Source organism: Rhodospirillales bacterium, assembly GCA_028824295.1.
Classification (GTDB): Bacteria; Pseudomonadota; Alphaproteobacteria; order TMED109; family TMED109; genus VXPW01.
Map to the genome: position 1 here is coordinate 106,452 of JAPPED010000021.1, position 13,696 is coordinate 120,147.

General features: G+C 65.3%; 15 protein-coding genes. 6 read left to right on the forward strand and 9 right to left on the reverse strand.

Annotation, left to right across the window (positions count from 1 at the left end):
* Positions 1-49 precede the first annotated feature (49 nt).
* From hisG to OXH60_09405, 6 genes are read right to left on the reverse strand one after another with little or no spacing between them, the layout of a single operon-like run.
* Complete coding sequence (gene hisG, locus OXH60_09380) at positions 50-724, reverse strand: ATP phosphoribosyltransferase (protein MDE0712328.1); 675 nt, start codon at positions 722-724, stop codon at positions 50-52.
* Complete coding sequence (locus tag OXH60_09385) at positions 721-1,170, reverse strand: DUF2948 family protein (GenBank protein MDE0712329.1); 450 nt, start codon at positions 1,168-1,170, stop codon at positions 721-723. Before OXH60_09385 ends, hisG begins: the two co-directional genes overlap by 4 nt.
* Entirely contained in the window at positions 1,167-2,447 is a 1,281-nt protein-coding gene (gene murA, locus OXH60_09390) for a UDP-N-acetylglucosamine 1-carboxyvinyltransferase (protein MDE0712330.1), read from the reverse strand. Before murA ends, OXH60_09385 begins: the two co-directional genes overlap by 4 nt.
* 4 nt (positions 2,448-2,451) lie before the next feature.
* Positions 2,452-3,006, reverse strand: coding sequence for a dCTP deaminase (dcd, locus tag OXH60_09395; GenBank protein ID MDE0712331.1), 555 nt, complete (start codon positions 3,004-3,006; stop codon positions 2,452-2,454).
* Between the two features lie 51 nt (positions 3,007-3,057).
* The gene (locus OXH60_09400) at positions 3,058-3,234 is read right to left on the reverse strand and encodes a hypothetical protein (protein ID MDE0712332.1); all 177 of its coding nucleotides are present in this window, start codon (positions 3,232-3,234) and stop codon (positions 3,058-3,060) included.
* Positions 3,221-4,996: an ABC transporter ATP-binding protein gene (locus tag OXH60_09405; GenBank protein MDE0712333.1), complete on the reverse strand. Its 1,776-nt coding sequence runs from the start codon at positions 4,994-4,996 to the stop codon at positions 3,221-3,223. The genes OXH60_09400 and OXH60_09405 overlap by 14 nt, the downstream gene beginning before the upstream one ends.
* Positions 4,997-5,350: 354 nt before the next feature.
* Here OXH60_09405 and OXH60_09410 point away from each other — a divergent pair, with 354 nt between their 5' ends.
* The 6 genes from OXH60_09410 (at position 5,351) to OXH60_09435 (ending at position 10,415) form a co-directional block, all read left to right on the forward strand.
* Positions 5,351-6,166, forward strand: coding sequence for an ATP-binding cassette domain-containing protein (locus tag OXH60_09410; protein MDE0712334.1), 816 nt, complete (start codon positions 5,351-5,353; stop codon positions 6,164-6,166).
* Positions 6,163-6,945 (forward strand): ABC transporter substrate-binding protein, encoded by a 783-nt coding sequence (locus tag OXH60_09415; protein ID MDE0712335.1) that lies wholly within the window; start codon positions 6,163-6,165, stop codon positions 6,943-6,945. Before OXH60_09410 ends, OXH60_09415 begins: the two co-directional genes overlap by 4 nt.
* 65 nt (positions 6,946-7,010) lie before the next feature.
* Positions 7,011-7,712, forward strand: a complete 702-nt coding sequence (locus OXH60_09420) for an ABC transporter permease (GenBank protein MDE0712336.1) — start codon at positions 7,011-7,013, stop codon at positions 7,710-7,712.
* Position 7,713: 1 nt separating this feature from the next.
* Positions 7,714-8,436, forward strand: a complete 723-nt coding sequence (locus tag OXH60_09425) for an ABC transporter permease (protein ID MDE0712337.1) — start codon at positions 7,714-7,716, stop codon at positions 8,434-8,436.
* Positions 8,437-8,929: 493 nt separating this feature from the next.
* Positions 8,930-9,181: a hypothetical protein gene (locus OXH60_09430; protein ID MDE0712338.1), complete on the forward strand. Its 252-nt coding sequence runs from the start codon at positions 8,930-8,932 to the stop codon at positions 9,179-9,181.
* Between the two features lie 502 nt (positions 9,182-9,683).
* The gene (locus tag OXH60_09435) at positions 9,684-10,415 is read left to right on the forward strand and encodes a DUF6088 family protein (GenBank protein MDE0712339.1); all 732 of its coding nucleotides are present in this window, start codon (positions 9,684-9,686) and stop codon (positions 10,413-10,415) included.
* On the opposite strand, the gene OXH60_09440 is transcribed toward OXH60_09435, so the two are convergent.
* From OXH60_09440 to OXH60_09450, 3 genes are read right to left on the reverse strand one after another with little or no spacing between them, the layout of a single operon-like run.
* Positions 10,381-11,130 carry a PepSY domain-containing protein gene (locus OXH60_09440; protein MDE0712340.1) on the reverse strand — a complete coding sequence of 250 codons (750 nt, stop codon included), beginning with the start codon at positions 11,128-11,130 and terminating at the stop codon, positions 10,381-10,383. The two genes, OXH60_09435 and OXH60_09440, sit on opposite strands and share 35 nt — an antisense overlap.
* A gap of 16 nt (positions 11,131-11,146) precedes the next feature.
* Complete coding sequence (locus OXH60_09445) at positions 11,147-11,719, reverse strand: FMN-binding protein (protein ID MDE0712341.1); 573 nt, start codon at positions 11,717-11,719, stop codon at positions 11,147-11,149.
* A 4-nt stretch (positions 11,720-11,723) separates the two neighbouring features.
* Entirely contained in the window at positions 11,724-12,974 is a 1,251-nt protein-coding gene (locus tag OXH60_09450; GenBank protein MDE0712342.1) for a porin, read from the reverse strand.
* Positions 12,975-13,696 lie beyond the last annotated feature (722 nt).

Consider the following 13,696-nt stretch of genomic DNA (forward strand, 5'->3'; position numbering starts at 1 on the left):
CGCCGCCAGCAGCGGCGCCAGGGCCGTATCGAGATCCTCGATCCTCGCGTCAATCCGGCGCGCCATCGATCGCCTTCCGGAAGCGGTCCACGAGTGCATTGAGGAGGCGCGGTCGAAGCTTCATCGCCGTGCGGTTGACGACCAGCCTCGACGATATGTCGGCAATCTTCTCCACTTCGACCAAGCCGTTCGCCCGCAGGGTCGAACCCGTGTCGACGAGGTCCACGATGCGCCTGCAAAGGCCGAGTTGAGGCGCGAGTTCAAGCGCACCGTTCAGCTTCACGCACTCGGCCTGCACCCCCCGCGCTGCAAAATGCCGCCGGGTCGTCGCCGGGTACTTCGTCGCAATCCGCACATGGCTCCAGCGGCGCGGGTCGTCGCTTGAAGCGACCTCCGCCGGCTCGGCTACCGCCAGCCGGCAGCGACCGATACCGAGATCGAGCGGCAGGTAGAGATCGTCATAGTCGAACTCCAGGAGCACGTCGTAGCCCACCACACCCAGGTCGGCGCCACCGAACGCCACGAACGTGGCCGCATCGAAGCTGCGAACGCGGATCAGGGACAGGCCGTCGACGCTCGTCCGGAACGCGAGCCGGCGCGAATCGGGATCCCGGAACGCGGACTCCGGCTCGATGCCGATGTCGGCCAGCAGCGGAATGACCTCACGGGCGATCCGGCCGCGCGGCACCGCCAAGACGACGTCGTCGGAACGGTCCCGGTTCACGCGAGCCCCCGCCGGTGCCCGGGCACCACGGGCGGCAGCCGTCCCGGGCGGGTGTCTTCCAGTCGGCACTCGATGCCCTCAACGTCAATCCGGACCGCTGCACCTTCATCGAACACCAGAAGCAGCGTGCCCGCTTCACACGTGAATGACGACAGGCTGAGAATGCGACCGCGAGCCTGCGGCCCCAGACCCGTCTGCGCGACCCGGACGACCCGCTCGATGGTCAGCACGCAAGGCACCTGCTGCAGACGCGAATCGTCACCGCCCGCCGCCTCCCATGTAAAGCGTTCCAGCGCCAACACGAAGCGGTTGGCTTCCTGATCAAACCGCATGCCGGCGACAATTGCGAGCGCCTCGAACAGGCATTCGGCGAGAACCTCGACCGACTGTTCATCCGCTGCACGCAGGCGCAGCGGATCCACCGGTTCAATCGCATGCGTGCTCACGTCGATCCGTCCTCGGACGTACGCCTGACGATGGCGCCCACCGCCCGCAACTTGGTCTCAAGCCGGCTGTAGCCACGATCAAGATGATAAACCCGGCGGATGACGGATTCGCCCTCCGCCGCAAGCGCTCCCAATACCAGAGACAGGGAAGCGCGCAGGTCGGTTGCCATGACCGGCGCGGCCAGCAACCGCTGGACGCCCTCGATCTCCGCAGTCCTTCCCCTCACCTTGATGCGGGCCCCCATGCGGACCAGCTCCGAGACATGCATGAACCGATTCTCGAAGATGTTCTCGACGATCCGCGAACGCCCTCCCGCCAGACACAGTACCGCCATCATTTGGGCCTGCATGTCGGTCGGGAAAGCGGGATACACACCCGTCTCCACATCCGTTGCGGCCAGCGTGCCGGAACCGTTGACGACCACGTCATCGGCCGTGATCTCGACCTCGGCGCCGATGGACCGCAGAACGTCGAGCGTTGCAGTCATGGCGTCCGCGGGGGCGCCGGCCAGCCTGAGGCATCCGCCGGTGATGAGAGCCCCGGCAGCATAGCTTCCGGCCTCGATACGATCCCCGAGGATCCGGTGCGATGCGGGCCGAAACACGGTGTCGCCCTGGACGCGGAGGGTGCCGGTGCCGAGCCCCTCGATGTGGGCACCCATCGCCACCAGGCACCGGGCGAGATCCGTGACCTCGGGCTCCCTGGCGGCGTTCTCGATGCGGGTCTCACCGCGAGCAAGCACCGCCGCCATCAGGGTGTTTTCCGTGGCGCCCACCGACACGTGCGCAAACCGGACCCGTCCGCCGCGGAGGCCGCCCTGCGCCGCGCGCGCCCGCACGTAGCCGCCCTCCAGCTCGATCGATGCGCCGAGTTCGGTCAAGGCCTCGAGATGCAAGTCGATGGGCCGGGTCCCGATGGCGCAGCCGCCGGGCAGCGAAATCTCCGCGTGACCCGCGCGGGCGAGAAGCGGCCCCAGCACGAGGACGGAGGCCCGCATGCGACGCACGAGGTCATAGTCGGCCGTGGTCGATGTGACGCTCGGGGTCATTAGACCCATCGTTCCCGCGCACTTGCCTGGCGTGGTCGCTTCAACACCCAACCGGCGCAGGAGAGCCGCCATGGAACGCGTATCGCCGAGCTGGGGATAGCGGGTCAGGGTGACCGGCTGGTCGGTCAGGAGGGACGCCGCCATCAGTGGCAGCGCGGCGTTCTTCGCGCCGTCGATTGCCACCGTTCCCTGGAGCGGTTGCCCGCCCCGAATCCGGATGCTGTCCACCCGGTCAGATCCTCGGCAGCGTGACCTGCAGCTGACCCATGTACTTCCCCTTGCGGTCGGCGTAACTGACCTTCGGGGACTCAGCCCCCTTGAAGAACACGAACTGGCAAGCACCCTCGTTCGCGTAGATCCGGGCCGGCAATGGCGTTGTATTCGAGAACTCGAGCGTGACGTGCCCCTCCCACTCGGGCTCGAGTGGCGTCACGTTGACGATGATTCCGCATCGGGCGTAGGTCGACTTTCCCAGACAGATGACCAGCACGTCGCGGGGAATCCGGAAGTACTCGACCGTGCGGGCCAGCGCGAAGCTGTTGGGCGGAATGATGCACGTATCGGCCGTGCGGGCGACGAAGCTCTGATCCGAGAAGTCCTTGGGGTCGATCAGCGCGTTGTCCACGTTCGTGAACACCCGGAATTCATTTGCGACGCGGGCGTCATAGCCGTACGAGCTCAGGCCGTACGAAATCACGCCGTCGGTGCGTTGCGCCTCGACGAACGGATCGATCATCCCCTCTTCCAGGGCCATCGAGCGGATCCAGGTGTCCGGCATCACCGTCATGGCGACGGTCCTCTGCCGCGGCGGCAAAGTATTTGCGCGACTGGTGCCCGCTCAGCCATCGGTCTTGCGCCCACGTCCCTTCACGGCCCGGTGGGGCGCCTCCGCAGCAGCCAGATCACGCGCCTGTTCCTTGCGCCGCCGCAGGTTCGCGCGCAGCGCCCGGGCCTCGCGCTCGAAGCGTTCGCCCTGCTTGTCCGCCTTCGGCGTCCGGATGTCAGGCCGTGCCAAGGGAGCGGTCCTCCGATCGCACGGCCTGGAGCTCGACGAGCCGCCGGTATGGCGCCGATTGCGCCATCAGTGCGGCGTGGGTGCCTTGATCCACGATCGTGCCTCCCTCCATCAGCAGGATCCGGTCGGCGCGCACCACCGTCGATAGCCGGTGGGCGATGGTAATGGTTGTACGTCCCGCCGTCAGGCTGCCAAGCGCCTCCTGAATGCGATGCTCGGATTCGGCATCGAGCGCGCTGGTGGGTTCGTCCAAGATCAGGACGGCAGGATCGCGCAGGATCGCCCGGGCCAGCGCGACACGCTGCCGCTCGCCGCCTGACAGCCGGTCACCCTGGTCACCGACCACGGTATCGAGGCCATCGGGGAGGGTGTCGACGAAGTCCGCCGCGGCCGCCAGCAGAGCCTCCCGAATGGCCGCATCGCCGGCCCCGGGTCGGCCCATCTCCACGTTGTCGCGAAGCGTGCCGTGAAACAGCGTGGCCTCTTGCGCCACCAGCCCGAAGTGGCTTCGCAGCGACTCGAGGGTGAATTCCCGGATATCGGCACGGTCCAGGAGGATCCGACCCTCGCTGGGGTCGAACATGCGCAACACTAGATTGATCAGGGTGGTCTTGCCGGCGCCGCTCGGCCCGACCAGCGCGACGCGCTCGCCGGGTCGGATCACGAGGTCCACCTCCCGGAGGACCGATCCGCCTTCCATGTACCGAAAGCCGACATTCTCGAAGCGGATCTCGCCCTCCGGCCGCGGACAGACCCGGGCGTCGGGGCGATCGACGAGACCGGGTGGCTGCTCCAGCTTCTCGAACACGCGCTCGGCAGCGGAGGCCGCCTGCTGAAACGTCACGCTGAAGTTCGCCAGCGCCCGGGCCGGACGCAATGCCAGCAGCACCGCGCTCACGAATCCCGAGAACGCTCCAATCGTGCTGCTGCCCTCCAGAATGCGCCAGCCCGCGACCACGATGATGAGGGCCACGACCACCCCGCCCCCGAACTCGAGGAGTGGCGACAGCTGCGCCCGGCGCCGCTCGATCGCGTACTGCAGCGCGTACAGCCCCTCGATCAAGGATTTGCCCTGCCGGCTCCGCGCAGCTCCGAGGTTGAACGCCCGCACCGTCCGCATCCCCTGGAAGGTCTCGGCGAGAAAGGAGGACAGGGCCCCGTAGTGCGCCTGCACGTCGGTGGTGGTGCTGCGTGTCCGGCGGCCGATCGACAGCACCGGGCGCACGTTGATGCCGTAGACGACGATCACGATCAGCGACAGCACCCAGTCGAGGTAGATCACGGATCCCAGCAGGGCCGCGCACGTCAGGGCGTCTCGGGGGACCCGCCCCGCCATCTGGGTAAGGGAAGCGTTCAGGAGGTTCGTATCGTGGAGGACCCGTGCCTGGAGACTCACCGCGCGATCGCCGGCCAGCACGCCGAGGTCGAACCGGAGAATCGCCATGTAGAGATCGGCGCGGATATCCGCGATCATCCGCTGTGCGATGCGGCTGACCAACACGGTCTGCGCGTAGAGCGCAGCCCCTTTGGCAAGCGTCAGCAGCAGCACCGCGATCGGGACCGTGACCAGGACGAGGCGCTCGCGCGCTTGGAGTGCGTCGACCAGATAGTCGATCAGCAGCGGGTACCCGGCGGTCGCACCGGCGATCACGATCACCAGCAGGTTCGCCATGACGAAAGTGCGCGCGTGTTTCGGCCCCCAGCGCTGGATCAGGCGACGGATGGGATGCCGCGCGGGCACGGGAGGCGCGCTGGTCACCACGTGAATTCAACCTCCGCTGTTGCAACCGCCGCTGCCCGCAGTCTGAATGCGCAACGTCTCGCGAAAGGATAGAGCGAGTTTCGGGCCTACGGTTCGCGGCCTGGCCGACCCCGGCTCGAGGGCCCGCGGCGGGGTCCAGCGCCGGCCCGTCCCCGTCTGAGCGGGCCCCAGGGTCCAGGGCGGAGACTGCCGACGGCCCGCGAAGCCAGCGGTCGCCTGAGGCGATCACCACGCCGTGGTGTCCGGGGAGGCACCGGACGCCATCGCTCCGGCCACGACGCTACGAGCTAGTATCAAAAGCGGCCGACCAGGCCGACCCGAACGCAAGGTGCGACCGTGACTCCTGACGCGGGCCTGCGCGAGGCAGCACTTCGCGTGACGAACCTCCACAAGGCATTCGGCTCGCTCGATGTCCTGCGGGGGGTCTCGCTCGCGGCGCACGAACACGACGTCATCGCCGTCATGGGGGCCAGCGGTTCCGGCAAGAGCACCCTGCTCCGGTGCATCAACCTCCTGGACATCCCCGACGCCGGGGAGGTTCATGTCGGGGGGGAACTGATCCACATGGGCTTCGACAGGCGCGGTCAACGCACCCCGGCGGATCCGCGCCAAGTCGACCGGATCCGCACCCGCCTCGGGATGGTGTTCCAGCGGTTCAACCTGTGGTCCCACATGACCGTCCTGCAAAACATCGTCGAGGCGCCCATCCGCGTACTCGGTGTCCCGCGCCGCCGGGCGATGGAGCAGGCCGACCACCTCCTGCGCAAGGTCGGTCTCTACGACAAGCGCGACGACTTCCCGGCCTACCTGTCCGGAGGCCAGGAGCAACGGGCGGCGATCGCTCGTGCACTGGCGATGGAACCGGAGGTCCTGCTGCTCGACGAGCCAACTTCGGCTCTCGATCCCGAATTGGTCGGAGAGGTCCTCAAGGTCATCGACGACCTGGCCGCAGAAGGGCGCACGATGCTGATCGTGACGCACGAAATCGGCTTCGCGCGGGCGGTATCGTCCCGCACCATCTTTCTGCATAAAGGTATGGTCAACGAGCAGGGGCCGTCGCGGCAAGTCCTGGACGAACCGCGCTCCGAGCGGTTCAGGCAGTTTCTCTTGGGCGGAAACTGGGGCCGTTCCGCCCAGACCACACCCAGCCAGTCTGGAGAGAACGAATGACCATGAAGAAGCTCTTACTCGCCGCCGTCTGTGCGGCCGCAACCCTCACCTTCCAGGCGGCTGCAGACGAGCGCATGACCGTCAGGCTGGGCACCGAGGGCGCCTATCCGCCGTTCAACTGGATCGACGAGAACGGGGATCTCCGGGGCTTCGATGTCGAGATCGGCAACGCGATCTGTGCCGCCGCCAGCTTCGACTGCACGTGGGTCGTCCAGGACTGGGACGGGATCATCCCCGGTCTGCTGGCCAAGAAATACGACGCCATCGTTGCCTCGATGTCGATCACCGAGGAACGCAGGCAGAAGGTGGACTTCACCGCCAAGTACTACAACACGCCCGCCAAGTTCGTCCGCAAGAAGGGATCGGGGATCGAGATTTCAAGGGCCGGACTGGACGGGAAATCGGTCGGGGTGCAGCGCGCGACCGTCCATGAGAACTTCCTGCACGATAACTACGGTGACATCATCTCGATCAAGGCCTACGCCACGCAGGTCGAGGCCAATCTGGATTTCATGGCGGGCCGGGTCGATCTCGTGCTGGCCGACTCTCTCGTCTTGCTGGAAGGACTGCTTGGTACCCCGGACGGCGCCGATGCGGAATTCGTGGGGCCGGACTTCACGGATCCCCGCTGGTTCGGCGAAGGCGTTGGAATCGCAGTGCGCAAGGATGAGCCGGACATCTTGGCCGCGCTCAATCAGGCGATCGCCGACATCCGGTCGGACGGTACCTATCAGCGGATCAACGACGCCTATTTCGCCTTCGACGTATACGGCGACTGACAGGCTCCTGATCTGAACCGGAAACGGCCGACGGCAGTCGCCGGCGGCGACCGTCCGGGCGGGCCATGGTGACACTCGACCTCCACGGCTACGGGTGGATGCTGTGGCGGGGGCTGGGGCTGACGATTCTGGTTGGCCTCGGCGCCATGGGCCTCGCGGTGACCTTTGGGCTCCTCGGAGCGTGGGGCAAGCTCTCTCGGTATCGCGCAGCGCGCTGGCTCGCCGGCACCTACACGACCGTCATTCGCGGCGTGCCGGAACTGATTCTGATCCTGCTCGTCTATTACGGCGTTCCGACCCTGATCCAGGATCTCGCAGCCAGCGCCGGCTACGACCTTCGGGTCGACCTCAATCCGTTCGTCGCCGGAATCGCCACGATCGGCCTGATCTACGGCGCGTTTGCCACCGAGGTCTTTCGAGGCGCGTTTCAGGCCGTCCCGCGCGGCCAGATCGAGGCTGCCAAGGCGTACGGAATGGGCCGCGCGCTGATGCTTCGCCGCATCGTGCTCCCGCAAATGTGGCGCTTCGCCCTACCCGGCCTCGGTAACGTCTGGATGGTCCTGATCAAGGCAACGGCGCTCATTTCGGTGATCCAGCTCGAGGAGCTGATGCGGAGCGCCGATATCGCTGCCCGGGCGACGCGGTTGCCGTTCACCTTCTTCTTCGCTGCCTCTCTGTTTTACCTGGGTATCACGATCGTATCGATGGTGATTCAGGGCCGGGTCGAGTCGTGGTCGTACCGCGGCGCACCGCGCGGGCAGGGCTGAGATGGATCTCACCATCGTCTGGGAGAGCCTGCCGCGCCTGCTGGGTGGCGCCGTCCTCACGCTGGAAATCACGTTTCTCAGCCTGTTGGCCGGTCTCTGTCTGGCCGTACCCGTGGCCGTGGCTCGCCTTTCATACCGCCGAATTCTCTGGATGCCGGCCTACGGGTACATGCTGTACTTCCGGGGCACGCCGTTGCTGGTGCAGCTCTTTCTCGTCTACTACGGCTCGGGCCAATTCCAGCCGCTCCTCGACCAGGCGGGCGTCTGGTTCCTGTTCCGGGAGGCCTACTTCTGCGCGGTGCTGACGCTCACGCTGAACACCGCGGCCTACACCGCGGAGATCCTGCGGGGAGCCATCATTGCGGTGCCGCGCGGCCAGATCGAGGCGGCGCGGTCCCTCGGCATGTCCGGTCTGCTGCTCTACCGCCGGATCATTCTCCCCAAGGCTTTCCGCCTGGCCCTGCCCGCCTACACCAACGAAGCTGTATTCCTGCTGCAGGCGACGTCCCTGGTTTCGATCATCACGCTGCTGGACCTGACCGGGGTTGCCCGCATCATCGTGGCCCGAAGTTTCGAGCCCTACAAGCTCTACATCACGGTCGCGCTGATCTACCTCGCGATCACGTACGTCGTGGCCGTCGTCGCCCGCCGCGCCGAGCGCCGTCTCTCCGCCCACCTGCGCGAACGACCGGTGCAAAGCATCACGGGAGCATCCGGACGTTAGGCCAAGGCCGATATCGACCGGATTCAGTGACAACGTGTCCGCGGGCCGGTTCCAGCGCTGGCCGCACCTCCGTTCCTGTCCAGGACTCCGCTTCTTGTTCCATTCCGATCGGGACCGCGGCCCGTGGCGGCGTGCTTGCTGCCGAGCCTACACCGTCCGGCAGTGAACGTTCCTGCGCCGCGACACGAGGTTGCTGCCCAGCACCGAGAGTGCATGTGATACAGGCAACGAGACCGCGCACGTCAACTTCGGTACGACCTGCCGCGTGGTGCTCCTCATGCGGCCCATCCGCACCCGGTCCATGGCCGGTGTGCACTTGACGAGCTTTCAGGCGGTAGCGCGTCCCGCTAGACATGATCAGGCACTATTGTGCTGAAGAAGGTAGCTTTCGCGGGCACATATGGATGGGGGCAAACAATTGATCCGCGCCACTATTTCTGCAGTGAGAAACGCTCTGATCGCCTGCCTGCGAAGGGTCCGGTCTGGAGAATCGGTGCTGGTCCCCGACCGCAGGCCTCCTGTGGCCGGCACTGTCCCAGCCGGACGTGACCTGAAGAGCCTGCGCGCGGCAGACGATGTCGACGAAGCTGCCAAGGTCGCTCGACTGGAACGCGCAGGAGTCGTGTCGCGCCGCAGTTCCGAGAGCCCCCTGGACGTGCTTGGCGAGCCATTTCCGTCAGGAGCCCGAATCCTGGACGCCTTGCTCGAGGAGCGGGCGGAAGGACGGCGCGACGGTTTTCGGTGAGTTTCCAGGACACCTTAGCCCTCATTGCGCGCGGGGGCGACGAACCCCTTCATATGCAGTTCACATCAGCGTGACCGCCCCTGATTCGCGGATCCACTTCGAATGTCGGCGCATTGTTGCTTTCGCCACTAAGTCGGGCGACGCACGTTACACGACGATCATCTCCGGGACCGACGGGTGGCTGCCGAAGACGGATCACTCACTTTGCTAGCCGAACAGCAACATCCTGAATCCATGGCCAACCACCAACATCGATTGACGGGCCAGCTCTGGCCCCAATGGGTGGACATGGCCCGTGGCACACTCGCTGCGGCCTCGCAGATGGTGTGGCGCACGCCAACGGAAGCGCGTCTCCGGTTCATTGGCCGGAGCGAACGGCCTGACGGATTCTTGCGCTTGCCCGCTCCAATTTGATCTTGTCCACCCTCTTCTCCTTGTCCAAAGGGCGTAACATATTTCGGACACTGCTTGCTATGTCCGAAATACGTGTCACATCTCTGACATGCCAACGCCGACGCAAGATACAGGTTTACGCTCCCAGCTCCTTGCCCGCGTTGCGGCCGAGCCAGATGAGATCTGGGTCCCAGGCGACTTTGCTGATCTCGGCAACCGCCCCGCTATTGACAAAACCTTGCAGCGCTTGGTCGCCTCCGGCGATCTGCGCCGTATCGAACGAGGCCTCTACGACCGGCCGCGGATCAACGACCTGACTGGCCGCCCAACAGTACCCGACTACCGCGCCGTCATCCGGGCCGTCACCCGCCGCGACCAAGCCCGCGCCCTCATCGACGGCATGACCGCTGCCAACGAACTCGGTCTCACCACCGTAGTGCCAGCTCGCATCGAGGTCTTGGTCGATGCGCGGTTGAAGCCCATCAGACTCGGCAACCAGGAAATCCACTTCCGATACGAGGCGCCAAGCCGCCTCTATTGGGCCAGCCGGCCGGCCGGGCGCGTCGTCCAGGCACTGCACTGGATGCAAGACACGCTCTCCGAGGACAGCGAGCGCCAGCATGTCGAGGCCAAGCTGCGACGTCTCTTTGCCGATCACCGGCACGGCAAATCCATCTGTGACGATCTGCGGGCAGGTTTCCCGGCCCTGCCGATCTGGATGCAGGAGTTCCTCCGCGGGTTGCTCATTCCCGCCGCCGCACAGGCGGCCGTTCGGCCCGCCGATTGCGGGACGGCGGGCCGACCGACTACCTGCGCCGCTTCCGGAAGCCGGCCCAGTTGACGATCCCGGTTGCGACCAACACGAGCAAGAGAATTGCAGCCGCATCCATCACGGCTGCCCCGACAGATCCGAACAGCCGACCTGAATGCAGGTCAAGCAAGACGCGGCTGAGCGGCAATCCCTGCCCCCGGTAAGCTGCCAGCTGCTTCTCCAACTCAGCTTCGGTCGGAGTTCCGGTCTGGGACCAGACAACTTCGTCCTCAATCGGGCTCCATGCCAATAGATCCGAAGCGCTGGCGTACTGACCCTCCGGCGTGCGAATGACGATCCGATCCTTGGATGCCACCGTGCCGACGCGCGTGACCGGGCCCGGCAGGAAGGCCGCGCCCAGCCGTTCGACAAGCTCTCCGTCACCAGTGAAGACGATCACGGCCTCCGATGTCGCCATCGCGACCAGCGAGTCGAACTCAAGGGCACCGCGTGGTGTTCCCCTGGCCTCACCAACCCGTCTTCCGTTCGCGTAGACGGCGCCGTCGATCCAGCTCACCCAATTGTTGCCGGCACGAAAGTGAACGGGGTCTTCGACCGGTGTCAGCCCGTACCAGTCAACCACCCAGCCCGTCACAATGTTGGTGCGATCGAGGCCCAGACGGTCGCTGTGGTTCAGCAGCAGCCCCGTGATCGCCAACACCGCCACGAGTACCGCCACCAGCAGGCCAACGCGACGATGCCAAGTCCGTGCCGTCGTCGCCCACCGACGCCAGCGCTTCCTCAAGTCTGCCCTGGCTTCCCTAGCCTCCGGCATCGGCGGCAACTCGCGCATCCAAAAACAGGGCGAGAGCGGCCAGGCGGGTGATCGAAGAAACCGACAGCGTGGCGCCGGAGATTCCGTCGATGGGTCCGGTCAAGCGCCGATTCTCGTTCAGCTCGAGGCCTCGGAACTGATCGGTAAAGAACGGATACCGAACCTCCCAGCCATGGGATTCACGATAGATGAGGATTCGGATTTCGGCGAGCTTGCCACTGTCCACGATGAAGCCTGCAGTGATCGGCTCGTATTTCCCGATCTCCTCCAGGATCCAGGCTGACCTCGTTTCCTGCCGCCAGTACTTGATCCGCAACCCGCCGTATCGGTGCCCCATGATCGTCGTGATGTCGTCCTGGATACCGCCCCTCAGCCAGAGGTTCTTGCTGGAGGGCGGCTCGCCATCGAACGCCAGGTCCACGAAGTCAGCGGGCGGGAGATAGATCTCTTCCGCCCAAGCATGCTGATTGACCGCAGACAGGATTCCCGCGGCAAGCAAAAACGCGATCAGGAGCCGGTTCGACGGCCCGCAGGCCAAGCTGCGGGCCGTTGAACCCATTTGCCTAGAACTGGTAACCGACGCCGAGGCTCAGCGTCTTCGCGTCATCCGATCCGGGCTTCTCGTGCGTCACGTAGTCGGCCTTAAGCACGGCGTTGGGGTGCAGCCAGTAGTTGACGCCCACGACCCACTGGTTCTCCTCGGTGTCGGCACTGTTGCCGGCCCTCGTGTCCCACGTCTCATAGCGAGCAAAGAAGCCAACCGACTCTTCACCACCGAGGGCCATCCGGACCGAAGGCTCCAGGTACCAACCGTTCTGGGAGTCGGCCCCAAGCGCTGCCGCGTCATCGCCGTCGATCTCCCATCCCGCGTAGAGCCCCCGCAGCCCCAACGACATCGACTCGGAGATCGGCCGGGTCACGTTGGCGTTGGCCACGATCAGGGTGCCGCTCGCGTCGTCGCCCTGCGTGAGGTCTGCCTGATGCTGCAGTGCGGCAGCCAATTCGACCCCGGGCAAACCCGTGTAGCGGATCCGCCCGGTCACCGCCCCTTCTTCGAAGTCGTGGTTCGCGACCTTTCCGCGACCGCTCCGGATCTTGAAGCTGTCCGTCGGCACATCGAGGCCGCTGTGGAGCATTACATCGACTTGGACGCCAGCCTCGGTGGTCATGGTGCCGGAGACACCGGCTTCCCACCAGGTAGTCGGGACGATGACGTTCTCAATCTTGTTGCGCTCGACGCCGTAGAAGGTCGGCGGCTCGTGGACCTCGTTGAGGAGGCCCACCGGCATCAGCATGATGCCGGCCCGGCCGGTGACCGAGTCGCTGAAGTCGCGCTCGATGTAGGCCTGCTCCAGCTCGACCTCGCCCGGCTTGCCCTCGCCGGCCAGCGAGTGCTCCAGCTCGAATTCCGAGAACATCCGGATCGTCGCATTGAAATCGTGCCCGAAGAACAGCACGTAGCGATGAAAGTCGACCCTGTCCTGTGAGTTTTCCTTGATGTTGTAATGCAGTTCGCCATATCCCCCGATCTGGGTGCGGTCCCACCAACCAGCGCCCGTCGTCCCGGCATCCATGGACTCGACCACGGCCTCGACAGCCATCGCCGTCTCCTCTGCCACCGCCTCGCCCGCGCCGATCCGCTCCTTGAGCGCTTCAATTTCTCGCTGCTGTTCCTGGATGACTTGCCACATCTCTTCCGGTGACGGCATTTCTTGAGCCGCGGCGCTTCCTGCCGTGACCACAATACAAGCAGTACATACGGCGCTAACCAGTACGCCGTGGCGCGCAACGGCGGAGAAATGACTGATGCTCATGTTGGGACTCCGAAAATGAGAGTGCGACTGACTCGCATTCACATCAGTCATTAGCACGCGGTTTGTGAGAATGCAACGCATTCTTAATACTGTCCTGAGGTTCGAGAGGCCGTTGTCACAAACCCGGCACACTTTCGCTGTGATCCGTTCCGCGGATCCATGTGCCGAGCGAGGGCCCAGATGCTCTATCCGCTCGCCGTAAGCTGGCCCAAGAGGAAGCAAGTGCCCCACATGCAAACTCACAGGGCACGGGCCCACCAAGTAATCTCCGGAGCCTCCAAACTTCCGGAAATGATGCGATCTGCGGCGCACGGGCAGGAACTTCCTCCCGCCCGACTACGTTTCGTGCCGGACACCAAGCTGCTTGCCGTCAGGTCCGGTGAATCTACGGGAGCCGGGCTGTATGACGACGACGGCCGTGCCATGGTAGGTTCAACGATGACTGCGGGTCTTGGCGCCCGCTGTCAGTGCCGCCGTAGCTCAGTGGTAGAGCACACCCTTGGTAGGAATTGCCTGCCCGGCGAGAAATCGCCGGGGCTGAACCGCTCAAATTCGGGGAACGCTGCGGGCCGGGAGGCCCATGCCAATCCCGAGCCAAGCTCGCGTCCGCGCGGGAAGGTGTAGAGACCAGACGGGCGGGACCCTTCGCGGGGTCAAGGGATGGTCCGGACCACCAAACGCCAGCTGTGCCCCGACGGGCGCCGCCGGCGGCCGCGAAAGCG